This is a genomic window from Ectopseudomonas composti, from assembly GCF_900115475.1.
Lineage (GTDB): Bacteria > Pseudomonadota > Gammaproteobacteria > Pseudomonadales > Pseudomonadaceae > Aquipseudomonas > Aquipseudomonas composti.
The window spans coordinates 243,089-268,522 of the sequence record NZ_FOWP01000006.1; the positions used below are offsets into that span (position 1 = coordinate 243,089).

General features: G+C 60.4%; 28 protein-coding genes and 1 tRNA gene. 22 read left to right on the forward strand and 7 right to left on the reverse strand.

Annotated elements, in window-relative coordinates:
- Positions 1–37: 37 nt before the first annotated feature.
- Genes BM059_RS13575 through BM059_RS13585 form a run of 3 tightly spaced genes read left to right on the forward strand, consistent with a single transcriptional unit; the run spans position 38 to position 1,963 of the window.
- Entirely contained in the window at positions 38–718 is a 681-nt protein-coding gene (locus tag BM059_RS13575; RefSeq protein WP_074939269.1) for a class I SAM-dependent methyltransferase, read from the forward strand.
- A 2-nt stretch (positions 719–720) separates the two neighbouring features.
- Positions 721–1,155, forward strand: a complete 435-nt coding sequence (locus BM059_RS13580) for a VOC family protein (protein WP_037003688.1) — start codon at positions 721–723, stop codon at positions 1,153–1,155.
- Positions 1,142–1,963: an aldo/keto reductase gene (locus BM059_RS13585; protein WP_074939271.1), complete on the forward strand. Its 822-nt coding sequence runs from the start codon at positions 1,142–1,144 to the stop codon at positions 1,961–1,963. Before BM059_RS13580 ends, BM059_RS13585 begins: the two co-directional genes overlap by 14 nt.
- Before the next feature lie 148 nt (positions 1,964–2,111).
- On the opposite strand, the gene BM059_RS13590 is transcribed toward BM059_RS13585, so the two are convergent.
- Together BM059_RS13590 and BM059_RS13595 are read right to left on the reverse strand one after the other, a co-directional pair.
- Positions 2,112–3,068, reverse strand: coding sequence for a hypothetical protein (locus BM059_RS13590; RefSeq protein WP_074939273.1), 957 nt, complete (start codon positions 3,066–3,068; stop codon positions 2,112–2,114).
- 20 nt (positions 3,069–3,088) lie between these two features.
- Positions 3,089–4,804: a proline--tRNA ligase gene (locus BM059_RS13595; protein ID WP_074939275.1), complete on the reverse strand. Its 1,716-nt coding sequence runs from the start codon at positions 4,802–4,804 to the stop codon at positions 3,089–3,091.
- Between the two features lie 129 nt (positions 4,805–4,933).
- Here BM059_RS13595 and BM059_RS13600 point away from each other — a divergent pair, with 129 nt between their 5' ends.
- Entirely contained in the window at positions 4,934–5,341 is a 408-nt protein-coding gene (locus BM059_RS13600; RefSeq protein ID WP_139220740.1) for a PaaI family thioesterase, read from the forward strand.
- Between the two features lie 74 nt (positions 5,342–5,415).
- Here BM059_RS13600 and BM059_RS13605 read toward each other — a convergent pair whose 3' ends face one another.
- Positions 5,416–6,681 (reverse strand): OprD family porin, encoded by a 1,266-nt coding sequence (locus BM059_RS13605; RefSeq protein WP_074939277.1) that lies wholly within the window; start codon positions 6,679–6,681, stop codon positions 5,416–5,418.
- Between the two features lie 656 nt (positions 6,682–7,337).
- On the opposite strand from BM059_RS13605, the gene BM059_RS13610 reads away from it, so the two are divergent.
- Together BM059_RS13610 and BM059_RS13615 are read left to right on the forward strand one after the other, a co-directional pair.
- Positions 7,338–7,769: an HIT family protein gene (locus tag BM059_RS13610; RefSeq protein ID WP_037003698.1), complete on the forward strand. Its 432-nt coding sequence runs from the start codon at positions 7,338–7,340 to the stop codon at positions 7,767–7,769.
- Positions 7,766–7,972, forward strand: coding sequence for a SlyX family protein (locus BM059_RS13615; RefSeq protein ID WP_037003699.1), 207 nt, complete (start codon positions 7,766–7,768; stop codon positions 7,970–7,972). Before BM059_RS13610 ends, BM059_RS13615 begins: the two co-directional genes overlap by 4 nt.
- A 42-nt stretch (positions 7,973–8,014) precedes the next feature.
- Here the strand turns inward: BM059_RS13615 and BM059_RS25825 are convergent, their stop codons facing one another.
- From BM059_RS25825 to BM059_RS13635, 4 genes are all read right to left on the reverse strand, one after another.
- Positions 8,015–8,629 (reverse strand): cold-shock protein, encoded by a 615-nt coding sequence (locus BM059_RS25825; RefSeq protein ID WP_074939279.1) that lies wholly within the window; start codon positions 8,627–8,629, stop codon positions 8,015–8,017.
- Positions 8,630–8,801: 172 nt separating this feature from the next.
- Positions 8,802–9,869, reverse strand: coding sequence for a GGDEF domain-containing protein (locus tag BM059_RS13625; protein WP_037003702.1), 1,068 nt, complete (start codon positions 9,867–9,869; stop codon positions 8,802–8,804).
- 95 nt (positions 9,870–9,964) lie between these two features.
- Entirely contained in the window at positions 9,965–10,435 is a 471-nt protein-coding gene (locus BM059_RS13630; protein WP_037003703.1) for a Dps family protein, read from the reverse strand.
- Positions 10,436–10,607: 172 nt separating this feature from the next.
- Positions 10,608–11,726: an HD domain-containing phosphohydrolase gene (locus tag BM059_RS13635; protein ID WP_074939281.1), complete on the reverse strand. Its 1,119-nt coding sequence runs from the start codon at positions 11,724–11,726 to the stop codon at positions 10,608–10,610.
- A 198-nt stretch (positions 11,727–11,924) separates the two neighbouring features.
- On the opposite strand from BM059_RS13635, the gene aspS reads away from it, so the two are divergent.
- From aspS to nadA, 16 genes are all read left to right on the forward strand, one after another.
- On the forward strand, positions 11,925–13,700 hold the full coding sequence (aspS, locus tag BM059_RS13640; RefSeq protein ID WP_037003708.1) for an aspartate--tRNA ligase: 1,776 nt from the start codon (positions 11,925–11,927) through the stop codon (positions 13,698–13,700).
- A gap of 274 nt (positions 13,701–13,974) precedes the next feature.
- Positions 13,975–14,724, forward strand: coding sequence for a YebC/PmpR family DNA-binding transcriptional regulator (locus BM059_RS13645; protein ID WP_074939283.1), 750 nt, complete (start codon positions 13,975–13,977; stop codon positions 14,722–14,724).
- 154 nt (positions 14,725–14,878) lie between these two features.
- Positions 14,879–15,403, forward strand: coding sequence for a crossover junction endodeoxyribonuclease RuvC (gene ruvC / locus BM059_RS13650; protein WP_037003712.1), 525 nt, complete (start codon positions 14,879–14,881; stop codon positions 15,401–15,403).
- A 21-nt stretch (positions 15,404–15,424) separates the two neighbouring features.
- Positions 15,425–16,030 (forward strand): Holliday junction branch migration protein RuvA, encoded by a 606-nt coding sequence (ruvA, locus tag BM059_RS13655; protein WP_037003714.1) that lies wholly within the window; start codon positions 15,425–15,427, stop codon positions 16,028–16,030.
- A 13-nt stretch (positions 16,031–16,043) separates the two neighbouring features.
- The gene (gene ruvB / locus BM059_RS13660) at positions 16,044–17,096 is read left to right on the forward strand and encodes a Holliday junction branch migration DNA helicase RuvB (RefSeq protein WP_074939285.1); all 1,053 of its coding nucleotides are present in this window, start codon (positions 16,044–16,046) and stop codon (positions 17,094–17,096) included.
- Positions 17,097–17,149: 53 nt separating this feature from the next.
- Positions 17,150–17,602: a tol-pal system-associated acyl-CoA thioesterase gene (gene ybgC / locus BM059_RS13665; RefSeq protein WP_074939287.1), complete on the forward strand. Its 453-nt coding sequence runs from the start codon at positions 17,150–17,152 to the stop codon at positions 17,600–17,602.
- Between the two features lie 2 nt (positions 17,603–17,604).
- Complete coding sequence (tolQ, locus tag BM059_RS13670; RefSeq protein WP_037003717.1) at positions 17,605–18,300, forward strand: protein TolQ; 696 nt, start codon at positions 17,605–17,607, stop codon at positions 18,298–18,300.
- Positions 18,301–18,327: 27 nt separating this feature from the next.
- A complete protein-coding gene (tolR, locus tag BM059_RS13675) occupies positions 18,328–18,780 on the forward strand; it encodes a protein TolR (protein ID WP_037003719.1) in 453 nt (150 codons plus the stop codon).
- Complete coding sequence (gene tolA / locus BM059_RS13680; protein ID WP_241766150.1) at positions 18,777–19,763, forward strand: cell envelope integrity protein TolA; 987 nt, start codon at positions 18,777–18,779, stop codon at positions 19,761–19,763. Before tolR ends, tolA begins: the two co-directional genes overlap by 4 nt.
- A 5-nt stretch (positions 19,764–19,768) precedes the next feature.
- Positions 19,769–21,067, forward strand: a complete 1,299-nt coding sequence (tolB, locus tag BM059_RS13685) for a Tol-Pal system beta propeller repeat protein TolB (RefSeq protein ID WP_037003721.1) — start codon at positions 19,769–19,771, stop codon at positions 21,065–21,067.
- Between the two features lie 54 nt (positions 21,068–21,121).
- Positions 21,122–21,619 (forward strand): peptidoglycan-associated lipoprotein Pal, encoded by a 498-nt coding sequence (gene pal, locus BM059_RS13690; RefSeq protein ID WP_003241687.1) that lies wholly within the window; start codon positions 21,122–21,124, stop codon positions 21,617–21,619.
- 6 nt (positions 21,620–21,625) lie between these two features.
- Entirely contained in the window at positions 21,626–22,438 is an 813-nt protein-coding gene (gene ybgF, locus BM059_RS13695) for a tol-pal system protein YbgF (RefSeq protein WP_074939289.1), read from the forward strand.
- Positions 22,439–22,655: 217 nt separating this feature from the next.
- Entirely contained in the window at positions 22,656–23,303 is a 648-nt protein-coding gene (gene queE / locus BM059_RS13700) for a 7-carboxy-7-deazaguanine synthase QueE (protein ID WP_074939377.1), read from the forward strand.
- A 2-nt stretch (positions 23,304–23,305) separates the two neighbouring features.
- A complete protein-coding gene (queC, locus tag BM059_RS13705; protein ID WP_074939291.1) occupies positions 23,306–23,980 on the forward strand; it encodes a 7-cyano-7-deazaguanine synthase QueC in 675 nt (224 codons plus the stop codon).
- A gap of 57 nt (positions 23,981–24,037) precedes the next feature.
- Positions 24,038–24,113, forward strand: a tRNA-Lys gene (locus BM059_RS13710).
- Positions 24,114–24,250: 137 nt separating this feature from the next.
- On the forward strand, positions 24,251–25,309 hold the full coding sequence (gene nadA / locus BM059_RS13715; protein ID WP_037003726.1) for a quinolinate synthase NadA: 1,059 nt from the start codon (positions 24,251–24,253) through the stop codon (positions 25,307–25,309).
- Positions 25,310–25,434: the final 125 nt, after the last annotated feature.

Genomic DNA, 25,434 nt, shown 5'->3' on the forward strand with positions numbered 1-25,434 from the left:
CTAGACTCGCTGCAACGCACAAATGCAGGGAGTCGGCATGCAGCGCGACCACCGAGAACAGCTCCAGCAAAGCTGGCAGGCCAATGCCGATGCCTGGGCTGCCGCGGTGCGTGAGCAGCGCATCGAAAGTCGCCGCCTGGTAACCGATGCCGCGATCATCCAGGCCGTGCTGGCGCTGCAACCCAAGCGCGTGCTGGACATCGGGTGCGGCGAGGGTTGGCTGTGCCGTGGCCTGGCCGAGCATGGTATCGAGCCGGTCGGTGTGGACGCTTCTGCACCGCTGATCGAGGCTGCTCGCGCGGCGTGCGACGGGCGCAGTCAGTATCGCGTCTGTGGTTATGCCGAGCTGGAGGAGCATGCCGAGCAACTCGGCCGTTTCGAGGTGCTGGTCTGCAACTTCGCCCTGCTCGAAGAGCCGTTGCAGCCGATTTTGCGTAGCTTGCAAGGGTTGCTCGCACCCGGTGGCAGTTTGCTGATCCAGACCCTGCACCCGTGGCGCGCCAGCCATGGCGAGCCTTACCAGGACGGTTGGCGGGTGGAAGACTTCGTCGGTTTCGGCGAGGGCTTTCAGGCGCCCATGCCCTGGTTCTTCCGCACCCTGCAATCCTGGTTGGCGCTGATCGGTGAAACCGGCTGGCGGCTCGAATGGCTGCAGGAGCCGCTGCATCCGGAGAGCGTTCAGCCGGTATCCCTGCTGTTATTGCTCAAGCCACTCTGACCATGCAACTGCTGCTCAATCTCGACGTTCCCGATCTGCCAGCGGCGGTTGCCTTCTACCAGCAAGCGCTCGGCTTGAGCGTCGGGCGCAGATTGTTCGACGGGACCGTGGTGGAGATGCTCGGCGCTGCCGTGCCGCTCTATCTGCTGTGCAAGGCGGCTGCCACCCAGGCGTGCCCAGAGGCGCAGGTGCTGCGCGATTACCGTCGTCACTGGATGCCGCTGCATCTGGATCTGGTGGTCGATGATCTTGACGCTGCGTTGGTGCGGGCAATCGCTGCCGGCGCTCGGCAGGAAGGCGACATTCACGAATACGATTGGGGACGGCTGGTAACGCTGAGCGACCCCTTCGGCCACGGGCTGTGCTTCGTGCAGTGGCGTGGTGAGGGGTACGATCTGGTCACGATCCATAGAGGAGAAATTGATGCGCAGAATTGACTTGGCCGGCGTGCAGGTACCGGTGGTAGGCCAGGGGACCTGGCGCATGGGGGAAGATCGGCACCAGCACGCGCGGGAAGTGGCGGCGCTGCGTGAAGGCCTGGACCTGGGGTTGAGCCTGATCGACACCGCCGAAATGTATGGCGAGGGTGGCGCCGAGCAGGTGGTGGGGGAGGCTATTGCCGGGCGTCGTGATGAGGTATTTCTGGTCAGCAAGGTTTACCCGCATAACGCCAGCGCGCAGGGTGTTCAGGCAGCCTGTGAGCGTAGCCTGAAACGCCTGGGCTGCGAGCGTATCGACCTCTACCTGTTGCACTGGCGCGGCCGTTACCCGCTTGCCGAGACGGTCGAAGGTTTCGAGCGGCTGCGAGAGCAGGGCAAGATCGGCGCTTGGGGTGTTTCCAACTTCGACCTGGATGACCTGCTGGAGCTGGATCAGCCGGCGTGCCGCACCAACCAGGTGCTGTACAACCTGGAGGCGCGTGGTATCGAGTTTGACCTGCTGCCGTGGCAACAGCGCGCCGCTATGCCGCTAATGGCCTACTGTCCGCTCAGCCAGGCTGGGGCACTGCTGCACGAGCCGGCGTTGCTCGAGGTAGCCCAACGCCATGGCGTCACACCGGCTCAGGTCGCGCTGGCCTGGACGATCAGGCAGGACGGAGTGATTGCCATCCCCAAGGCCGTCGGTAGCGCGCATCTGAGCGACAACGTGGCGGCGGCCTCGCTAACCTTGAGTGCGGATGACCTGGCCCTGCTCGACACGGCTTTCCCGCCGCCGCGCCGCAAGCAAGAATTGCAGATGGTATAGCGAGCAACACCGCCCTGTAGGGTGCGCCGCACGCACAGGTTTCACGGAAGAGCTGAAGTCCTCCGCACCCACGACAGGCGCGTGCCGTTCGAATGGTTGCTGTGCATGGGCCAGACGGCCCAGCGGGAACCTACGGAGCCGGATGCACTCAGTTGGCTGGATCAGCAGCCAGACGCCCGGCATCCTTGAGCAGCGCCTTGAGGAAGGCATCCTGCAATTCAGGGTCGTTGCGCGTCAGTTCGATCAGGCTCTGTTCCAGCTCGCTGGCTTCCTCTTCCAGGCCCAGATCGGAAAGGCGCTTGACCCGGTGTACCCACTGGGCCACATCACCACCCTCGAGGTCGTCGAAGATCAGGTCATGTGCTTCGCGCAGCTTGCCGCGCAGGGTATGGCTGACCATAAGAGTCGTTTCTGCTCGTGCGACATCGTCACCGAGGCGGTCTTCGACGCTCAGCTGCAGCATGTTCAGGCGCGTGATGTCCTGCTCGGTGAAGGGGCTGTCCAGCAGATTGAGGCGCAGCACACCGGTGTTGTCAGTGAGCAGCTCGAACTGCTGATCGCTTGCCTTGACCTGCACCGGGCGCTCGGACCATGGCAGGTTGGTGTATTCCATGCGACGGTCGCGCTGCAGCTCCTCGATACTCGCCAGGTTCTGTTCCGCGCGACCATTGGACTCAACGTTCATGAACGGATTGAGGCCGGCCATGCCGTAGCTGATCCAGTCACGGGTCGCAGTTTCCGGCAGGCTACCGAGCAGCACCACGTTGAGGATGTTGGCCCCCACGCCGGCCACCACAGCGACCGCGCCCATCGGCACTTCGTAGATCTCGCGCCAGGGTTGGTAAGGCGTATAGCGGTCGTAGCGACGGGTCACTTCGAAGGCCGTGACCTCGTAGCTCTTCTGGTCATGCACACGCACACGGCGTTGCGGCAGCTCCAGCACCTTGGGTTCGCCGGCATCGATCTGCAACTGGTGATCCAGCAGTTTGCGTTCGATGCGCTCCTCATGCTCGCTGCGTTGCGGCAGCTGGTTGGCGCAGCCGCTGATCAAGAGGGCGCCGCACAGGGCGGCGCCGATGAGGCGAAAGTTGTTGCTCGTGTGCATGATGGCTCGGTAAGGCGTGATCAGCGGCTGATACGGGCTTGCAGGAAGGACAGGATCTCGGCCAGCGGCACGGCTTGCGGGTCGGTTTCGGCACGGCTCTTGTACTCGAGGTTACCCTCGGCCAGGCCGCGGTCGCTGACGACCACGCGGTGCGGAATACCGATCAGTTCCATGTCGGCGAACTTGATGCCGGGGCTGGTTTTCTTGTCGCGATCGTCCAGCAGTACTTCGTAGCCAGCAGCAGTCAGCTCGGCATACAGCTTGTCGGTGGCTTCGCGAACCTGCTCGGTTTCGTAGCGCAGCGGTACCAGGGCGATCTGGAACGGTGCCAGGGCATCGTTCCAGCGGATGCCGCGTTCGTCGAAGTTCTGCTCGATGGCGGCAGCCACCACGCGGGAAACGCCGATGCCGTAGCAGCCCATGGTCAGGGTCACCGGCTTGCCGTTCTCACCGAGCACCTGGCAGTTCATCGCCTCACTGTACTTGGTGCCGAGCTGGAAGATGTGACCGACTTCGATGCCGCGTTTGATTTCCAGGGTGCCCTGGCCATCCGGGCTGGGGTCACCGGCGACGACATTGCGCAGGTCGGCAACCTCAGGCAGCGGCAGATCGCGCTCCCAGTTGACGCCGAAGTAGTGCTTGTCTTCGATGTTGGCACCAGCAGCGAAATCGCTCATCAGCGCCACGCTGCGGTCGATGATACAGGGGATCGGCAGGTTGACCGGGCCCAGCGAGCCGGGGCCTGCACCGATGGCGGCGCGAATCTCGGCTTCATTGGCCATCTGCAGCGGGTTGGCGACCAGCTCCAGGTTGGCAGCCTTGATCTCGTTCAGCTCGTGATCGCCGCGTACGATCAGGGCGATCAGTTTGCCTTGTTCGGCCGCGTGCACCACCAGGGTCTTGATGGTTTTCTCGATGGCCAGGCCAAACCCCTGAACCAGCGCGTCGATGGTCTTGGTGTCGGGCGTGTCGACCAGACGCATGTCTTCGGTCGCAGCGCCGCGCGCGCTCTCGCGCGGGATGGCTTCGGCTTTCTCGATATTGGCCGCGTAGTCGGAAGCATTGCTGAAGGCGATATCGTCTTCACCGGAGTCGGCCAGTACGTGGAACTCATGCGAGCCAGTGCCGCCGATGGAGCCGGTATCGGCCTGCACCGGACGGAAGTTCAAGCCCAGGCGGCTGAATACGTTGCAGTACGCCTGGTGCATGCGGTCGTAGGTTTCCTGCAGGGACGCCTGATCGGCATGAAAGGAGTAGGCATCCTTCATGATGAACTCGCGACCACGCATCAGACCGAAGCGCGGGCGAATCTCGTCACGGAACTTGGTCTGGATCTGATAGAAGTTGATCGGCAGTTGCTTGTAGCTGTTCAGCTCGTTGCGGGCCAGATCGGTGATCACTTCCTCATGGGTCGGGCCGACGCAGAACTCGCGGTCATGACGGTCCTTGACGCGCAGCAGCTCGGGGCCGTACTGCACCCAGCGACCGGATTCCTGCCACAGTTCGGCCGGCTGAATGGCTGGCATCAGCACTTCCAGGGCGCCGGCGGCGTTCATTTCTTCGCGCACCACGTTCTCGACCTTGCGCAGCACGCGCAGGCCCATCGGCAGCCAGGTGTACAGGCCGGAGGCCAGCTTGCGGATCATACCGGCACGCAGCATCAGCTGGTGGCTGATCACCACAGCATCGGAAGGGGTTTCTTTCAGGGTCGAGAGCAGGAACTGACTGGTACGCATGTTTGGCCGTTCTGTCGGTTGCTAGGGCTTGGAATAGGCCGGCATTGTACGGTGCCTATACAGTGGCGTACAGGACGGGTGCAGGCGCGAAAGTGCCACCGAGTCTACCGGGAGGAACAAATAGTGGGATTGACTGCGCTTGAGGTTCAGACCCTGATCCGGGCTGGACTGCCGATGGCCGAGGATATCGATCTGCGGATCGACCGGCTGAACGAGGAGGGCGTGCTGGCACGCGTCCCCTTTCATGCCAAATTGGTGCGCCCAGGCGGCACACTCTCGGGCCCGACCATTATGGCGTTGGGTGATGCGGCGATGTATGCGGTTGTGCTGGGGCGTCTCGGCCGAGTGGAAATGGCGGTGACGTCCAATCTCAACATCAACTTTCTGGTCAAACCCAAACCGGTCGACTTGTTGGCCGAGGCGCGAATATTGCGTTTGAGCCGGCGCCAGGCAGTTTGCGAAGTTTCGCTGTATTCGGTTGGTAATGAGAATGAATTGGTTGCGCATGTGACGGGGACTTATGCGCTGCCGCTTTAAAATACTGAGGCACAAAATAAAGAAACCCGGCCAAGGCCGGGTTTCTTTTATACCGCTATCGAGTAGCGCTGAAGTTACAGAACGCTCAGCGGGTATTCGACGATCAGGCGCAGGTCGTTCACGTCGCCTTGAGCGTTATCGCGATAGAAGGCGTTACGAACGCGGAAGGACAGATCCTTGGCCGCACCTTCCTGGATTACGTACTTGGCTTCGATATCCAGTTCACGCTCGGTGTAGCTATCAGCAGCAGTACCACGGATGTAACGGGTCATGAAGCTCAGGCCCGGTACGCCGTAGGATGCCATGTTGATATCGTAGCGAGCTTGCCAGGACTTTTCGTCTTCCTGGTTGAAGTCGGAGTACTGAACCGAGTTGGCCAGCCAGATGGTGCCGCCGCCGTCTACGCCGTACTCGTAACCACGGTCGCCGGACGCACGTTGGTGAGCCAGGGTGAAGGTGTGAGCACCCAGCGAGTAGGCAGCTGCAAGGCTCCAGATGGTGTTGTCTTCGTCGCTAGCAGTGTTGGTGTACTGCTTGTCGTAGTCGGTCTTGTAGATGTTGAAGTCGAAGTTCAGAGCTTGTTCTTCAGCCAGCGCCAGGTTGTAGTTGACGTTGCCGTAGTACTTCTTCCAGTAATCTTCCACATCGGAGGCGTGGAAAGCTGCGCTCAGATCGTCAGTGAAAGAGTAGGAGGCACCCACGATGTTGGCGTACTTCAGGCCAGCTTCGCCTTTGCCGTTGATGTCATCACGGCTGGTTCCAGTTTGGCTGCTCATGGCAGTGAAGCGACCGGCGCTCAGTTCCAGGCCTTTAATCTCGTTGCTGACCAGATAAGTACCAGTAGCAACTTCAGGCAGGATGCGGCTATCGTCGGTGGAGAATACCGGGCTTGCCACGAACTGGCTGCCGTATTTCAGGACGGTATCGGAGATGCGAAACTTGATGGCGCCGCCGACTTCAGTTTGGGTGTCGTCTGCACGACCATCGTCAGTTTGGGAGAACAGGCCGTTACCAACGCGACCACGACCGCTATCAATTTTGATGCTGCTCAGGGAGTGAGCGTCAAAGCCGACACCTACGGTACCTTGGGTGAAACCAGACTCGTACAGCAGGCGGATGCCCAGACCTGTCTCTTCACGGTAACCGGCAGGATTAGCGGAAGTGCTGTTGCTGTTCGGGCCATTACGGAAATCGCGGTTCATGTACAAAGCGCGATTGAAGATGTTGAAGCTGCTGTCTTCGATAAAGCCATTCGACTCGGACTGGCTGGACGCCACGGCCATTTGGCTGGTGCCCGCGGCTACTGCCAGGGCGATTACGCTCCACTTCATCACTTGCATCGTGATTGCTCCTTGGGTTTAGAAGAGTTGCGCTGCCCACTGTTTTGTTATATGGGCGGCTCTTTCTTTTTGTGTCGGCGGTAACTTATAGCACGCAGCCAATATTGGCGATAGTTGCAGTCTATTCATTACGACTTCGTTCATGCTTGTGTCGCATCGCATTAGGAGGAATGTCGCAAATCTGTAGCTCTGTACTTGCGCTTCGTTATGCCAACGCTTTCGCGGCTCTGAGGTGCTTGGGCCGCTGTTATTGGTCGACTGCACGGCTCGCCGGCATTGTTCTCACAGATAGCAAAAGTCGTGCTCAAAACCCGAATTCCTCTCCAAAACCTTGATTTTCTGGCGCGCAATGCTCTGAATGGCAGCGCCGATCCCGCTTCCTGCGCGGGTTTGACTGAGCAATGCCTTGTTCTCGCGAGCAGTCGTCAAAAGGTGTCACCACTTCCGTTCAGATCGCTGCCACGGTAACGCTTGAGGGCGTCTATTACGGGAAGAAACAAAATGGTGCACGCCGGCGGTGCGTGTTGGGGTGGGGTGCCTTGCCTTGGTGCGCGGCGTGTCGGTGAATTGTCCACTGAGGCGGCGTATGCTGCGCGCCATCGCCTGGCGCCTCTTGGCGCTACGCTTGAGTGATCCGTTTATAAAGGAGAGCCTTCATGTTCGCTCTGGATTCACGTCTGCAGCAGGATTGCCTGCTGGTCGGGGACTTTCCCCTCTGTCACCTGCTGCTGATGAATGACGCCAGTTATCCCTGGTTCATCCTCGTGCCGCGCCGTGAAGATGTCAGCGAGTTGTTCCAGCTCGATGCCACCGACCAGCGTCAGCTCTGGCATGAGACCACGCTATTGGCTGAGACCTTGAAGGACACCTTCGCGGCCGACAAGATGAACGTGGCCACGCTCGGCAATGTCGTCAGCCAGTTGCATATGCATGTGATCGTGCGCCGACGTGAAGACGCTGCCTGGCCTGCGCCGGTGTGGGGGCGGCATCCGGCGCAGTCTTACAGCGAGCAACAGGTGCGGCAGATCATCGACAAGCTGCGTCTGGTGCTGACCGAAGATTTTCAGTTTGCCGGAGCTTTTGCATGAGCCTCGAGTCGCGGATCATGGAGCTGGAGAGTCGTCTGGCGTTTCAGGATGACACCATTCAGGCGTTGAGCGATGAGCTGGTCGAACAGAATCGGCGCATCGAGCGGATGCAGTTGCAATTGACGGTTCTGGCGCGACGTCAGGAAGAACTGGGTGGCCAGGCAGGTATTGCTGAAGACGAAGCGCCGCCACCGCATTACTGATATGAAAAAGCCCGGTTTCCCGGGCTTTTCTTTGCGCGCTGTTCAGCGTCGCAAGGGGGCGGCAGCGATCACATCTTCTGCCTGCAGGCCTTTGTCGCGCTGCATGACCGAGAATTCCACGCGTTGACCTTCGATCAATACGCGGTGGCCCTCGCCACGAATGGCGCGAAAGTGCACGAAGATATCCTCGCCCGAGTCGCGGGAAATAAAGCCGAAGCCCTTGGACGTATTGAACCACTTGACCGTGCCGGTCTCGCGGTCTTCCTGGGGCGCGCTGGAGCTGGTTTGCAGGAAGGGCTCCAGTTCCTGAGTGCGAGGCTGCGTGCCCAGTTGCGCTGCAAGGCTCAGGGCCACGGCAACGACGATGGTCAGCAGCGGCAGCCAGATGGCAGGCTGACCGCCAATGCTAGGCAGTGGGGCAAGCAGGATCAGGCTCTGTACCACGGTGGCCAGTATCAGCAGGGCAGAGGACAGGCCCAGTAGCTGCTGGCGCGCAACTGGCGCGTTCTGTTGCTGCGATGCGGCAAGCAGGTTGAGCAAACCGGTCAGGGCCAGGTAGATGGCATCCGGCGTGGTGAGAAACGAAGCGGAAAAACCGGGTACGACGGACAGCAGCAGGGCGGCGAACCCTGTCACGAGATGGGCAATTTTCAACATCTTTGATGAACTCACTGATTAAATGATGACTCAAGGTGCTGCGGAGGGAGCGCACTTTGCTGGTGGCCAGCTGAACGGCCATGGCGCGCGCCTGTAAACAAGGTTAATGGCGCCGCATGATGGTAACGCGGCGCGCGGGGCTATTTAACAGCAAAGCCGAGGGCTTCTCAAATCAAGCGCTTAGCATCGTTTCGCTGGCCATCGGGTGCACCTGATTACGCCCGGCTCGTTTGGCCTGATAGAGCGCATCGTCGGCGCGCGTAAGCAGGGATTCGAAGGTGTCGTTGGCTTCGGCCATGGCGCAGCCAAAGGAGGCGGTGATGCTATCGAGGACCTGATCGGTACGGCGTACCTTGACTCTCAGCGACTGGATCTTGTGGCGCAGTTGTTCGGCGAAATCGAGCACTTCGTTGAGATTGGCGCAATTGCGTAGCACCACGCAGAATTCTTCGCCACCGTAGCGCGCAGCGAAGGCTCCAGGTGGCAGGAGGTCACGCAGCAGCTGTCCGACATGTTGCAGCACGCGGTCACCCAATGGATGGCCATACTGATCGTTGAACTGCTTGAAGTGGTCGATATCCAGAATCACCAGCGCAAGGCCTTGCTGTGACTCGTTGAGCGCGCGTTCCAGCAGGCGGGTGAAGGCATGACGGTTGAAGACGCGGGTCAGGCTGTCGAGCGTGGCGGCTAGGTGCGCGCGTTCCAGCTGACTGCGCAGGTGAGTGATCTCCTGCTGCGCGGCGCGCAGGCGATAGAGGAACTTCTCCTGCTGATCCTGCATCAGCTGGGTGCTTTCCTGCAGCTCGCTGAGCACATTGGGCAGGTCGTCGATGATCGGCTCCTGCAGTGCGCTGAGGCCCTGGTTCAGGCTTTGCTGGTAGTGCTGGCTGCCAAGCACGCTACGTGACACATCGCCTTCGATATCGTCGACCAGCTCGATGACCTGCTGCTGCCCGGCGCGTGCTTCTTCCAGTTCGCCACGGATGATGTAGTCGCGAAACAGTCGGCTGGCGGTTTCCGGGGGGAATACGTCGAAATCCTCGACCACCTTGTCCAGGCGGCGATTGAGTTCTGGTTCGCTGCCTCTGCTATAGGTGTACCACAGCGCATAGTGCACGGGATTTGGCGGGATATCGTGACGCATCATCAGCGGCACAGCCTGTTTCAGGAGCTCGGCCGCTTCGCGGGTTTCCTCCGGATACAGTTCGATGATGCTGGTCGGTTTGGCTGGCTGACTCATGGATGTTGGAACTCACTGGCGAATGGCCAGAGCATAGATCAGGGCGGGGCTGCGTGCCTAATGAAAAGGCCCGGATAACCGGGCCTCTGAGTATCTCAAGCAGCGAGCAGGCTGCGCAGCATCCAGGCGGTTTTCTCATGCACCTGCATGCGCTGGGTCAACAGATCCGCGGTAGGCTCGTCGCTGACCTTGTCCAGCAGCGGGAAAATGCCGCGGGCAGTGCGCACAACGGCCTCCTGGCCCTGTACCAGTTGCTTGATCATATCCTCGGCGCTAGGCACGCCTTCCTCTTCTTTGATCGAGGACAGGCGGGCGTAGGCGGCGTAGGTACCCGGAGCCGGGAAGCCCAGTGCGCGAATGCGCTCGGCAATTGCGTCGACGGCCAGAGCCAGTTCGGTGTACTGACCTTCGAACATCAGGTGCAGGGTGTTGAACATCGGGCCGGTGACGTTCCAGTGGAAATTGTGGGTCTTCAGATACAGCGTGTAGGTGTCGGCCAGCAGGCGCGACAGGCCTTCGGCAATGGCGGCGCGGTCCTGTTCGGCGATTCCGATATTGATTTCCATGGTTTTTCTCCTTTCAGGTGAGCCCGGGGTGTCTGTCCCGCAGTGTTGGAGAGAGCCTAACACGCAGGGCTTGGTGATGATCTTGGCTTATATCAATGAAAGCGATGTTTAGAAGCTATTGATAACTTGCGGTTCAATTTTGGCCAGAAAATCTTACCGCTCGTCGAGGGCTTCAGCGGCGGGCCAGTGTCGGTCTTTGCTGCAGGGTGTGGTTGAAAATCTCTACCCAGCGGGCGCTGAATTGCTGGCCGGATAGGTTGTTGATCTCGAGAATGGCGCGCAGCAGCGGGCGCTTGCTCAAGGTCTGGTGCGCGCGCTCGTGAGTCCTTGCATCGAAGGTGTCGACGATATGCAGGATCAAGGCGCCGGGCGTGATCTCCGCTTCGCTGAGCCCTTTCGGGTAGCCACTGCCATCGGCGTGTTCCTGATGCTGCAGGATGATCTCCATGGCGGCTGACCAGCCGGGCATGCGTTTGAGCAGATCGCTGGCCAGGCGTGGGTGACCTTGCATCATGCGCCGTTCTTCGCGGCTGAAGTGGCTCTGTTTGTGCAAGAGCTCCAGTGGCAGAAACGCCATTCCCAGGTCATGCAGGCAGACTGCTGCGGCCAACTGCTCAGGCTGCTCGGCGTAATCGCCCGTGGCGTTGATGCTGAGTGACAGCTCCAGTAGGCGCCGAGTACGTCCTTGCCAGTAAGGCGAGCGCTGCTCGGCGGCCTCGGCAAGGGCGCAGAAGAATTGTAGGTCGGATGTGGCAGGGATGCTGTGGCGGGCCAGCAGTGCTTCTATATGACTGGGCTCTGCCGCTTCAGGTGTTTGCAGGCGAGTGCTTGGGTCCAGTTGCTGTAGCAGCACGCTACGCAGCTCGGTCTGTTCTGGCGGAGAGGCGATGGCCAGCGCTTGCAGTGCGCTGCAGAGTTGCCGGGTCTGAGAGTCGTCTGATGCCGAGTTGGAGCCAGCCAGTGCCTGGGCTACCAGCGCTCGCAGGTGGTCGAGGCTGAGCAGCAATATGTCGCCGAGCAGGCTGTCGAAGGCCATACGGCCCGAACGCAGGGCATCGAGCACATCCTCCATGGCTTGCGGTACTGGCATCAGCTCATTGAGGTCGACGTACCCGAGGTTGCCTTTGAGCGTATGGATAAGTCGAAACAGCTCGCGCAGACGTTCTGCACTTTTTGGCGCTCGCTCCAGCTCGATCAACAGTTGTTCGCAGCGGGGAAACTGCTCGGCGGCATCAAGGCGAAAATCTTCCAACAGATCGCTGGACAGGTCACTGCGATGGGGCTGGGTCATAGTCGTTCTCCAGGTAGGAGCCGCTCTTCATTATAGAAGCCATCTGCCGGGCGGCTGCGTCACGACGATTTACGCTATATAATCCCGCTCTTTATCGAAGCGCGGCGTGCGGTTGGACGTTCTCCGCGTTGTGGCTCCTGCCCAGGGCGTTGGGGGCTGCCTGACCTATCCAAGACCTTAGAGAAGCGAAACACGATCATGATGCGCAGCCACTATTGCGGCCAACTGAACGAGAGCCTGGATGGCCAGGAAATCACCCTTTGCGGCTGGGTACACCGTCGCCGCGACCATGGCGGGGTGATCTTCCTCGATATCCGTGATCGTGAAGGCCTGGCTCAGGTGGTATTCGATCCGGATCGCGCCGAGACCTTCGCCAAGGCCGACCGCGTACGCAGCGAGTACGTGGTCAAAATCACCGGTAAGGTACGTCTGCGTCCGGCCGGTGCAGTCAACCCGAACATGGCGTCCGGCGCCATCGAGGTGCTGGGCTACGAGCTGGAAGTGCTCAACGAGGCGGAAACTCCGCCGTTCCCGCTCAACGAATACACCGACGTCGGCGAAGAAACCCGCCTGCGCTATCGCTTCATCGACCTGCGCCGTCCGGAAATGGCCGAAAAGCTCAAGCTGCGTTCGCGCATCACCTCGAGTATCCGTCGTTACCTCGACGAGAACGGCTTCCTCGACGTCGAGACGCCGATCCTGACCCGCGCCACCCCGGAAGGCGCACGCGACTACCTGGTGCCGAGCCGTACTCATGCTGGCAGCTTCTTCGCCCTGCCGCAGTCGCCGCAGCTGTTCAAGCAACTACTGATGGTGGCTGGCTTCGACCGCTACTACCAGATTGCCAAGTGCTTCCGTGACGAAGACCTGCGTGCCGACCGCCAGCCGGAATTCACCCAGATCGACATCGAGACCAGCTTCCTCGATGAAAAAGACATCATGGACATCACCGAGACCATGGTGCGCAACCTGTTCAAGGAAGTCCTGGATGTCGAGTTCGGCGAACTGCCGCACATGACCCTGGCCGAAGCCATGCGCCGCTTCGGTTCGGACAAGCCGGATCTGCGCATCCCGATGGAACTGGTCGACGTTGAAGACCAGCTCAAGGATGTCGAATTCAAGGTCTTCGCCGGCCCTGCCAACGACCCGAAATGCCGCGTTACCGCGCTGCGCGTTCCGGGCGGAGCGAGCATGCCGCGCAAGCAGATCGACGACTACACCAAGTTCGTCGGCATCTACGGTGCCAAGGGCCTGGCCTACATCAAGGTCAATGAGCGCGCTGCCGGCGTCGACGGTTTGCAGTCGCCGATCGTCAAGAACATCCCGCTGGATAACATCAACGTCATCCTCGATCGCGTGGGTGCGGTCGATGGCGATATCGTGTTCTTCGGTGCCGACAAGGCCAAGATCGTCAGCGAAGCCCTGGGCGCGCTGCGTATCAAGCTGGGCCATGACCTGAACTTGCTCACCTGCGAGTGGGCGCCGCTGTGGGTCGTTGACTTCCCGATGTTCGAGGAAAACGACGACGGCAGCCTGACTGCCATGCACCACCCGTTTACCTCGCCGAGCTGCAGCCCCGAGGAACTGGAGGCCAACCCGTCCGCCGCGCTATCGCGCGCCTATGACATGGTGCTCAATGGTACCGAGCTAGGTGGCGGTTCGATCCGTATCCACGACAAGGCCATGCAGCAGACCGTGTTCCGCGTGCTCGGCATCAGCGAAGAGGAGCAGCAGGAGAAGTTCGGCTTCCTCCTCGACGCGCTCAAGTACGGCGCACCGCCCCATGGCGGTCTGGCCTTCGGCCTGGATCGCCTGGTGATGCTGATGACCGGTGCGCAGTCGATCCGCGAAGTGATTGCCTTCCCGAAAACCCAGAGCGCGGCCTGTGTCATGACCCAGGCGCCGGGTGTGGTGGACGGCAAATCGCTGCGTGAGCTGCACATCCGCCTGCGCGAGCAACCCAAGGCCGAATAAGCCTGTGCAAGAAGCCTGGATTTCCAGGCTTCTTCGTTATTGGGCGGAGAGACTCGAATTCTCACACCTGTGAACTTGAGTGTGTTCAGGTGGCACCTTTTACCGCCACTCCCGCGAAGGCCGGAGTCTAGGTGCTTCGAGATATCTGGATGTCCGCCTGCGTAGGGCAGCGCTTGCGCTGAACGCACTTCAGTGCGGTCTGAAGTAGGGCGGGCGCAGCGAGTAATGACGACTGTTTTAGATCATCCCCCGAAGTAGAAAACTGGAGTTGAATATGGCCGGTCATTCCAAATGGGCCAACATCAAGCACCGCAAGGGGCGTCAGGACGCCAAGCGCGGCAAGATCTTCACCAAGCTGATTCGTGAGCTGACGGTCGCCGCCAAGCATGGCGGCCCGATCCCGGCGGACAACCCGCGTCTGCGTCTGGCCGTCGACAAGGCGCTGACCAACAACATGTCGCGTGACGTGATTGACCGCGCCATCGCTCGTGGTGCCGGTAACAACGAAGCCGACAACGTCGTCGAGTTCAGCTACGAAGGGTATGCGCCGAGCGGCGTGGCGATCATCGTCGAGGTGATGACCGACAACCGCAATCGCACCGCCGCCGAAGTGCGCCATGCCTTCACCAAGTGCGGTGGCAACCTGGGTACTGACGGTTCGGTTGCCTACATGTTCGACCGCAAGGGGCAAATCAGCTTCGCGCCGGGTGTAGATGAAGATGCCCTGATGGAGGCCGCGCTGGAGGCCGGTGCTGATGACGTGGAAATGGGCGAGGACGGTTCGGGCCTGGTGTCCACCAGCTTCACCGATTTTCATGCCGTCAACGAAGCGCTGAGCTCGGCTGGTTTCAAGGCCGAGGAGGCGGAAATCGCCATGATCCCCTCGATCAGTGCGCCGATCACCGATCTGGAGACCGCGCAGAAGGTGTTCAAGCTGATCGACATGCTCGAAGATCTGGACGATGTACAGAACGTCTACCACAACGCTGAAATTGCCGACGAGATCATGGAGCAGTTGGGCTGAGGCTCGGGCCTCTAACGAACTGGATTCAGGATTCGACAAAGCCGGAAGCGCTGCATGGCGCTTCCGGCTTTTTTCATCAGGCGAGCGCGTGGCGGATGACGTTGCCGAGGGCGGCCCGTATACTCGCCAACTGGATAAATAGACAGTTGCTGATATGACCCTGATTCTAGGAATCGATCCAGGCTCGCGCATTACTGGTTACGGTGTGGTGCGTGACACCGGGCGTGGCTGCGAGTACGTGGCGTCGGGCTGCATTCGCACCGGCAACGGACCGCTGGCCGAGCGCCTGCAGATCGTCTTTCGCGGGGTCAGCGAGGTGATTCGCACCCATGGCCCGGTGACCATGGGTATCGAACAGGTGTTCATGGCGCGTAATGCCGACTCGGCGCTCAAGCTGGGGCAGGCACGTGGTGCCGCCATCGTCGCCGCCGTGGAGGCTGGGCTGGAAGTCAGTGAGTACACCGCCACCCAGGTCAAGCAGGCCGTGGTCGGTACGGGCGCGGCGGATAAACAGCAGGTGATGATGATGGTCATGCACCTGCTCAAGCTGGTGCAGAAACCGCAGATCGACGCCTCCGATGCTCTGGGTATCGCGTTGTGCCATGCGCACCACCGGCAGAGTCTCATTCCTCATGGGTTGGCCGGCGCCAAGCGGCGTGGCGGTCGTCTTCGTTTGTAATCGAATCAAAGGAAAACAGCGGTGATCGGACGTTTGCGCGGCACCCTGGCGGAGAAGCAGCCGCCGCATTTGCTTCTGGATGTGAATGGCGTCGGTTATGAGCTGGAAGTCCCGATGACCACCCTTTATCGTCTGCCGGCAGTGGGTGAGCCGTTGTCGCTGCACACCCACCAGGTGGTGCGTGAGGATGCGCATCTGCTGTATGGCTTCTTCGAAAAGCGCGAGCGCGAGCTGTTTCGCGAGCTGATCCGTCTCAATGGGGTTGGCCCTAAGCTGGCGCTGGCCTTGATGTCGGGGCTGGAAGTCGATGAGCTGGTGCGCTGCGTGCAGGCCCAGGACACGGCGGCGCTGGTCAAGGTGCCCGGTGTCGGCAAGAAAACCGCCGAGCGTTTGTTGGTCGAGCTCAAGGATCGCTTCAAGGCCTGGGAGTCGATTCCGTCCATTGCTCCCTTGGTGGTTGAACCTCAACTGGCTCAGGCAGTCTCAAGCGCGGAGAATGACGCCGTCAGTGCCCTCATCTCCCTCGGTTACAAGCCGCAGGAGGCCAGTCGAGCCGTTGCTGCTGTCAAGGAGGATGGTATGAGCAGTGAAGATTTGATCCGACGCGCCCTGCGCGGCATGGTTTAGTGGAACCCTATTGATGATCGAAGCTGATCGCCTGATCACCGCCAGCCCACGCGAGCGCGAAGAGCAGCAGGACAGGGCCATTCGTCCACTGCGCCTGGCCGACTACATCGGTCAGCCCGTCGTGCGTGAACAGATGGCGTTATTCATTCAGGCTGCACGGGGCAGGGCGGAAGCGCTCGACCATACGCTGATCTTCGGTCCGCCAGGTCTGGGCAAGACCACCCTGGCCCATATCATCGCCGAGGAAATGGGCAGCTCGATCAAGAGCACCTCCGGTCCGGTACTTGAGCGTCCCGGCGATCTGGCGGCGCTGCTGACCAACCTGGAAAGCGGCGATGTGCTGTTCATCGACGAAATTCATCGCCTTTCCCCGGTGGTCGAAGAAGTGCTGTATCCGGCCATGGAAGACTTCCAGCTCGACATCATGATCGGCGAAGGCCCTGCGGCGCGCTCGATCAAGCTGGATCTACCACCCTTTACCCTGGTTGGTGCCACTACGCGTGCCGGCATGCTGACCAACCCGCTGCGTGATCGCTTCGGCATCGTCCAGCGCCTGGAGTTCTACGGCATCGACGACCTGGCCACCATCGTCTCTCGCTCCGCCGGGATTCTCGGCCTGCCCATCGAGGCCAAGGGTGCCTATGAAATCGCCCGTCGCGCGCGTGGTACGCCGCGTATCGCCAACCGTCTGTTGCGCCGTGTGCGTGACTTCGCCGAAGTGCGTGGTAACGGTCATATCACGCAGTTGATCGCTGATCAGGCGCTGAATCTGCTGGACGTCGATGAGCGCGGTTTCGACCATTCCGACCGTCGTCTGCTGCTGGCCATGATCGAGAAGTTTGACGGCGGTCCGGTGGGGCTCGATAGCCTGGCGGCGGCCATTGGCGAAGAGCGTCATACCATCGAGGACGTGCTCGAGCCTTACCTGATTCAGCAGGGCTACATGATGCGCACGCCGCGAGGTCGCGTGGTCAATCGTCATGCCTACCTGCACTTCGGGCTGAATATCCCGAAGCGTGCCGGAGAGCAGCCAAGTGGCGATCATTTATCGGCAGGTGACGAATGACGAAAAAATTGTTACCAGCCCGGATTGGCAAGCAGCAGGCCGGGGACTAGAGTATGCGCGCGCCAAACGAAGTGCAGCCGTTCAGCCACCGCTGCCGGGTCTATTACGAAGACACCGATGCGGGCGGCATCGTCTACTACGTCAACTACCTCAAATTCATGGAGCGGGCTCGCACCGAGCGCCTGCGTGAGCTGGGTTATGCCCAGTCGACGCTTGCTGGTGAGGGCCTGTTGTTCGTTGTGCATTCTGCCGAGGCGCGTTATCACGCGCCGGCGCGTCTGGATGACGAACTGGTGATCAGCGCCGATGTGATCGAATTGAACCGTGCCAGCCTGCGTTTTCGTCAACAGGTCAGGCGGGCTGCGGATGATGTGCTGCTCTGTGAAGGGCAGTTTCTGGTGGCCTGTGTGCGCGCCGACAACTTGAAACCCCGGGCCATCCCCGACACCCTGCGACATGCGTTCGCCGGGACGCAGGCGCCGGGTTTAATTGCAGCAGGAGAGTAAGCGTGGAAGCTAACGCCGTTGACCATATGTCGATGTGGAGTCTGATCAGTAACGCCAGCTTCGTGGTGCAGTTGGTGATGCTGACCCTGGTGGCCGCTTCGGTCATTTCCTGGGTGATGATCTTCCAGCGCAGTAATTCGATTCGCGCCGCCAAGCGTGCCCTGGACAACTTTGAGGATCGTTTCTGGTCCGGCATCGACCTGTCCAAGCTGTATCGCCAGGCGGGCAGCAACCCTGATCCGGACTCCGGTCTGGAGCAGATCTTCCGTGCAGGCTTCAAGGAGTTCTCCCGTCTGCGTCAGCAGCAGGGCGTTGACCCGGATGCCGTGATGGACGGTGTGGCCCGTGCCATGCGTGTGGCCATCTCACGCGAGGAAGAGAAGCTGGAAACCGCGTTGCCATTTCTCGCCACTGTTGGTTCAACCAGTCCGTATATCGGTCTGTTCGGTACCGTATGGGGCATCATGAACTCCTTCCGCGGTCTGGCTCAGGTGCAGCAAGCCACGCTTGCCACCGTGGCACCGGGTATTGCCGAAGCGCTGATTGCTACCGCCATCGGTCTGTTCGCAGCGATTCCGGCTGTTATCGCCTACAACCGCTTCTCTGCCCGCAGCGAGATGCTGATCGGTCGTTACTACACCTTCGCCGACGAGTTCCAGGCCATCCTGCACCGCAAAGTGCACACCTCGGAAGACTAAGGCGAGCGAAGAGGACAGGTTTTAACCATGGCGAGAATTCGCAACAGACGCAAACCGGTCGCCGAGATGAACGTGGTGCCCTACATCGACGTGATGTTGGTACTGCTGGTCATCTTCATGGTCACCGCACCGATGCTCAATCAGGGGGTCAAGGTCGACTTGCCCAAGGTCAGCAGTGAAGCGCTGCCGCAGGACAACGACGCGCAGGTACTGACCATCTCGATCAAGGCCGACAAGACCTACTACTGGAACATGGGTAGCGAGGTCGACGTCGACACCGAACAGGAGCGCGCCTCCACGCTGCCGCAGATGACTCAGGCAGTTTCGGCGATCATTGCCGAGAATCGTCGTCAGGGTAAGAAGGTGCAAGTATTCGTGCGTGGCGACAAGTCGGTGGATTACGGCACCGTGATGGCGGCCATGGGTGGCTTGCAGCAGGCCGACGTCGGTAACGTCGGATTGATTACCGAGGCTCCCTGATGCAGCAAACCGAGCGTCCGCAATCGGAAAGCTATTTCTGGCCAATCGTCTGGGCCGTGGGTTTGCACGTCCTGATGTTCGCCATGCTGTTCGTCAGCTTCGCCTTCACCCCGGAACTGCCGCCAGCGCGCCCGGTGGTACAGGCTACCCTGTATCAGTTGCAGTCGCAGAGCCAGGCCACCACGCAAACCACGCAAAAGGTGGCGGGCGAAGCGCAGAAGACTTCTGCTCCGCAGTTCGAGACCGAAAGGCTGGAACAGAAGAAGGCTGAAGAGCAGAAGCAGGCTCAGGCCGAGGCACAGAAGGTAGCCGCGGCCAAGAAAGCCGAGGAACAAAAGCAGGCTGAAGAGGCTCGAAAGGCCGACGCAGCGAAGAAAGCCGAGACCGAGAAGGCCGCCGAGCAGCAGCGCCAGGCGGATATCGCCAAGAAGCGTGCCGAGGAAGAGGCGAAGAAAAAAGCCGCTGAGGACGCCAAGAAGAAGGCTGCCGAGGACGCGAAGAAGAAAGCAGCGGAAGAGGCCAAGAAAAAGGCTGCTGCCGAGGCTGCGAAGAAGAAAGCCGCCGAGGATGCCAAACGCAAGGCTGAAGATGCACGGCGCAAGGCCGCCGAGGATCAGAAGGCGGCAGCGTTGGCAGAATTGCTGTCGGACAACGTGCAGAACCAGCAGGCCCTGGCCGAGACGCATGGCGACCAGGTAGCCGGCAACCTTGATGATCTGATCATCAAGCTGATCACCGAGAACTGGCAGCGACCGATGTCGGCGCGCCGTGGCATGAGCGTCGAGCTGCTGATTCAGATGCTACCCGACGGCACCGTGACCAACGCCAGCGTATCGCGCTCCAGTGGCGATGCGCCGTTCGATAACTCGGCCGTGGCTGCAGTGCGTAACGTCGGGCGTATTCCCGAGATGCAACAATTGGATCGCGCTACCTTCGACCGTATGTACAGGCAGCGTCGCGTTATTTTCAAACCGGAGGATTGAGCTCTGTGAATACCCTGATTCGTATCGCCCTGCTGGGGCTGGTCATGCTGGTCGGTAGCGTCCAGGCGGCCGATCCGCTGGTGATTTCCCAAGGCGCTGACCGTGCCACCCCTATCGCCGTCGTGCCTTTCGGCTGGCAGGGTGGTTCGGTACTGCCCGAGGACATGTCGCAGATCATCGGCAATGACCTGCGCAACTCCGGCTACTTCGAGCCCATCCCGCGGCAAAACATGATCAGTCTGCCGACCCAGGCCGGCGAAGTCATTTATCGCGACTGGAAAGCACTGGGAGCCCAGTACGTGCTGGTGGGTAACATCGTGCCCAACGGTGGTCGCTTGCAGATTCAATATGCGCTGTTCAACGTCAACACCGAGCAGCAGGTCATGACCGGCAATGTCGGTGGTGGTACCGACCAACTGCGCGACATGGCTCACCATATCGCCGATCAGTCGTTCGAGAAGCTCACTGGTGTCAAGGGTGCGTTCTCCACGCGCATGCTCTACGTCACTGCAGAGCGCATGGGGACCAACAACACCCGTTATACCCTGCAGCGCTCCGACTACGATGGTGCTCGTGCGGTGACCCTGCTGCAGTCGCGTGAGCCGATCCTGTCGCCATCTTTCGCGCCCGATGGTCGTCGTATTGCGTACGTGTCGTTCGAGCAGCGCCGTCCGCGCATCTTCGTGCAGCACATCGATACCGGCCGCCGCGAGCAGATCACCAATTTCGAAGGTCTCAATGGTGCGCCCGCCTGGTCTCCGGATGGCAGTCGCCTGGCCTTCGTACTGTCCAAAGATGGCAACCCAGAAATTTATGTGATGGATATGGGCAGCCGGCAGACACGTCGAGTCACCAACCATTACGCCATCGATACCGAACCCTTCTGGGGCAAGGATGGTCAGACCCTTTACTTCACCTCGGATCGTGCGGGTAAACCGCAGATCTACAAGACCAACATCAATAGCGGGGCAGTGGAGCGAGTGACCTTCGTCGGTAACTACAACGCCAACCCGAAATTGTCGGCGGATGAGAAAACCCTGGTGATGATCCATCGCCAGGATGGTTTTACCGTGTTCAAGGTGGCTGCACAGGACCTGGAAACCAACCGTTTGCGCATACTTTCAGACACAAGTTTGGATGAGTCGCCCACTGTTGCGCCCAATGGCACCATGCTAATCTACGCCACCCGCCAGCAGGGCCGGGGAGTCTTGATGTTAGCGTCCACCAATGGACGTGTGAGGCTCCCTCTTCCTACCGCTCAAGGCGAAGTTCGAGAGCCTTCTTGGTCCCCTTACCTGAACTGATGCGGCGCTACACCTTTTTGCTTAACACAACTGGGGTTCATTAGGAGTTACATGATGGAAATGCTGAAATTCGGTAAGTTCGCTGCACTGTCCCTGGCTCTCGCCGTTGCCGTAGGTTGCTCCTCCAAAGGCGGCGACGCTGCTGGCGAAGGTGCTGTTGACCCGAACGCTGGTTACGGTGCCAACACTGGCGCTGTTGATGGCAGCCTGAGCGAAGAAGCTGCTCTGCGCGCTATCACCACCTTCTACTTCGAGTACGACAGCTCCGACCTGAAAGCCGAAGCCATGCGCGCTTTGGACGTACACGCCAAGGACCTGAAAGGCAACGGCGCTCGCGTCGTTCTGGAAGGCCACGCTGACGAGCGCGGTACCCGTGAGTACAACATGGCTCTGGGCGAGCGTCGTGCCAAGGCTGTTCAACGCTACCTGGTGCTGCAAGGCGTTTCCCCGGCTCAGCTGGAACTGGTTTCCTACGGCGAAGAGCGTCCGGTTGCCACTGGCAACGACGAGCAGTCCTGGGCTCAGAACCGTCGCGTAGAGCTGCGTAAGTAAGCTGCCATGCGAGATTGCCGTCGTATCCTGACCGTTCTGACGCTCGCCTTGCCGCTCGCGGCGATGGCGGAAGTTCCCGTACTGGAAAGCAGCTCCATGCAACAGGGCAGCAGCTATCCACCGGCGGGTTATGGTACGACCGGCTCCTCCGCCGGAGCGGGTGCGCAAGCGCCCGCTTCTGCGCAGGGTATGTTGTTCAACCAACTTGAGCAGATGCAGCAGGAAATTGCGCAACTGCGTGGCATGGTTGAAGAACAGCAAAATGAAATCCAGCGCCTCAAGCAGGAAGGTCTGGAGCGTTACCAGGATCTGGATCAACGTATTTCTTCCGGTGCTGCCGCCGGTGGAGCTCCCGCACAGAATTCAGCCGATGGTGCAGTAAGCGCCAATGGCACGCCGACGCCGCCTGCCGCGCAACAGCAGGGCAGCGCCGAGCCGGGTGATCCGGCCAAGGAAAAACTCTATTACGATGCCGCCTTCGACCTGATCAAGGCCAAGGACTTCGACAAGGCATCGCAGGCATTCGCTGCCTTTCTCAATCGTTATCCCAGCAGCCAGTACGCCGGCAACGCGCAGTACTGGTTGGGTGAAGTGAATCTGGCCAAGGGCGACCTGCAAGCCGCCGGTCAGGCTTTTGCCAAGGTCAGCCAGGCCTACCCAAGCCACGCCAAGGTGCCGGATTCTCTGTTCAAACTGGCCGATGTCGAGCGCCGCCTAGGTCACAACGACAAGGCCCGCGGTATTCTTCAGCAGGTCATCGCCCAGTATCCAGGCAGTTCGGCCGCTCAGTTGGCTCAGCGTGATCTGCAGCGCCTGTAAGCCTGAGTGTCATGAAAGAACCCGCGCCTGTCGCGGGTTTTTCTTTTCTGTCGTTCAGCCACTTCCATTAGAATGTGCGCTCGTGTGTGAGGCACGGTTTCAGCTCGGCTGACGTCCCTGCCTCCACGCTCTGTCGAATGCAGGCTCAGGCCTGTGTTCCTGTCTTTCAACGCAACGGAGGCGGATGGCCTGTTTCGTCATCACGCACGTGGCTACCATGCAAGAAACCCTGCGCATCACCGAGATTTTCTACTCGTTGCAGGGGGAGACGCGTACCGCCGGCTTGCCGACAGTATTCGTGCGCCTGACCGGCTGCCCCCTGCGCTGTCAGTACTGTGACACTGCCTACGCCTTCAGTGGCGGCGAGATCGTCACCCTGGACAGCATCCTTGACCAGGTAAGCGCCTATCGGCCGCGTTATGTCTGCGTCACCGGCGGCGAGCCGTTGGCCCAACCCAACTGCATTCCCCTGCTTACGCGTCTGTGCGACGCCGGCTATGAAGTGTCGCTGGAGACCAGTGGAGCGCTTGACGTATCCGCTGTCGACCCGCGGGTCAGCAAGGTGCTCGACCTGAAGACGCCAGGCTCGGCCGAAGTGCAGCGTAACCGCTACGAGAACATTCAGTGGCTGACCCGTAACGATCAGGTCAAGTTCGTCATCTGTTCGCGTGAGGATTACGACTGGGCGGTATCCAAGCTGATCGAGCATGGCCTGGCAGCCCGTGCCGACGAGGTGCTGTTCTCGCCCAGCCATCAGCAGGTCGACGCTCGGGCGTTAGCGGAGTGGATAGTGGTGGACAACCTGCCAGTACGTCTGCAACTGCAGTTGCACAAGATCCTCTGGAACGACGAGCCAGGACATTGAACATGAGCGAAAAGAACGCGGTCATCCTCCTTTCCGGAGGGCTGGATTCGGCCACTGTGGTCGCCATGGCCAAGGCCGAAGGCTATACCTGCTACAGCATGAGTTTCGACTACGGGCAGCGCCATCGCGCCGAGTTGCAGGCGGCCGAGCGTGTGGCTCGTCAGTTGGGCGTGGTCGAGCACAAGGTCATCGGCCTCAACCTCAATGGCATCGGTGGCTCAGCGCTGACCGACAGTCGTATTGCGGTGCCCGAAGCGCCCACCGAGGGTATCCCTGCGACTTACGTGCCGGCGCGCAATACGGTGTTTCTGGCGCTCGCGCTGGGTTGGGCAGAGGTGCTGGAGGCGCGCGATATCTTCATCGGCGTCAATGCCGTGGATTACTCGGGCTACCCGGATTGCCGACCGGAGTTCGTCGAAGCCTTCGAGCGCATGGCCAACCTGGCGACCAAGGCCGGCGTGGAAGGGCAGGGCTTTACCATCCGCGCGCCGCTGCAGCAGATGAGCAAGGGCGAGATTATCCAGGCCGGTATGCGTTTGGGCGTGGATTACGCGCTGACGGTTTCCTGCTATCAGGCCGATGATGACGGCCGTGCCTGCGGCAAGTGCGACAGCTGCCGTCTGCGCGCGGCCGGTTTCGCCGCTGCTGGCGTACCTGATGTAACCCGCTACTTCTAAAAAGTTTTCGCGAAGTGTTGATTTCCTGAATTAAATCAGTATCATGCGCCTCGCGTTGGGTCGTTAGCTCAGTTGGTAGAGCAGTTGGCTTTTAACCAATTGGTCGTAGGTTCGAATCCTACACGACCCACCAGATCGCAAAAGCCAGTCGTGAGACTGGCTTTTTTTTGCTCTCGGAAAAGCCCGCTGGCCGATGTTGCCCCGCCTGTGGCGATGGGCAACCAGGGGGTATACTCGCAGCTCGCTCAAGAGCGCCGCAGGTTCGATGACATGACGCAGATTTCCGAACGCCTTCTGGTTCAAGCCCACCTCGATGCCAAACAGCCCAAGCCGCTGACCGCCGAGGAAGAGGCCTTCTATCGCCGTGAAATCGCCGCCGAGCTGAAGAAGCAGAACGCGGTGCTGGTGGCGCACTATTACTGCGATCCGGTCATCCAGGCGCTGGCAGAGGAAACCGGTGGCTGCGTTTCCGACTCCCTGGAAATGGCCCGCTTTGGCAATCAGCACCCGGCGCAGACCGTGGTGGTCGCCGGGGTCAAGTTCATGGGCGAGACAGCGAAGATCCTCAACCCGGAAAAGCGCGTACTGATGCCGACTCTGGAGGCGACTTGCTCGCTTGACCTGGGCTGCCCGGTGGACGAATTCTCGGCCTTTTGCGATCAGCACCCGGAGCGTACCGTGGTGGTCTACGCCAACACCTCGGCCGCGGTGAAAGCGCGCGCCGACTGGGTGGTGACCTCCAGTTGCGCGCTGGAGATCGTCGAGAGCCTGATGGACAACGGCGAGACCATCATTTGGGCGCCAGACAAGCACCTGGGTAACTACATTCAGCGCGAGACCGGTGCCGACATGCTGCTGTGGGATGGCGCCTGCATCGTGCACGAGGAGTTCAAGTCCAAGCAATTGCTGGACATGAAGGCGCTGTACCCGGATGCCGCGATTCTGGTGCACCCCGAATCACCGCTGAATGTGGTTGAGCTGGCCGATGCAGTGGGCTCGACCAGTCAGTTGATCAAGGCGGCGCAGACCCTGCCGAACTCCACCTTCATCGTCGCCACCGACCGCGGCATCTTCTACAAGATGCAGCAGCTGTGCCCGGACAAGACCTTCATCGAGGCGCCGACTGCCGGTAACGGTGCCGCCTGCCGCAGCTGTGCGCACTGCCCGTGGATGGCGATGAACACCCTGGAGCGGGTGTTGAACGGCTTGCGTCAGGGTTCTGGCGAGATTCACGTCGACCCGGCGTTGATTCCCAAGGCGATCAAGCCGCTCAAGCGCATGCTCGACTTCACCCAGGCCGCTCGGATGAAAGTCGCCGGTAACGCCTGACAGGCATGCAGTCGAAAAGAAGCCCAGCTGATGCTGGGCTTCTTGCTTTATGTAGCCCGGATGCAATCCGGGAATGGCGAGAGGGCAATATCCCCGGATTGCATCCGGGCTACGGCAACGCGTCT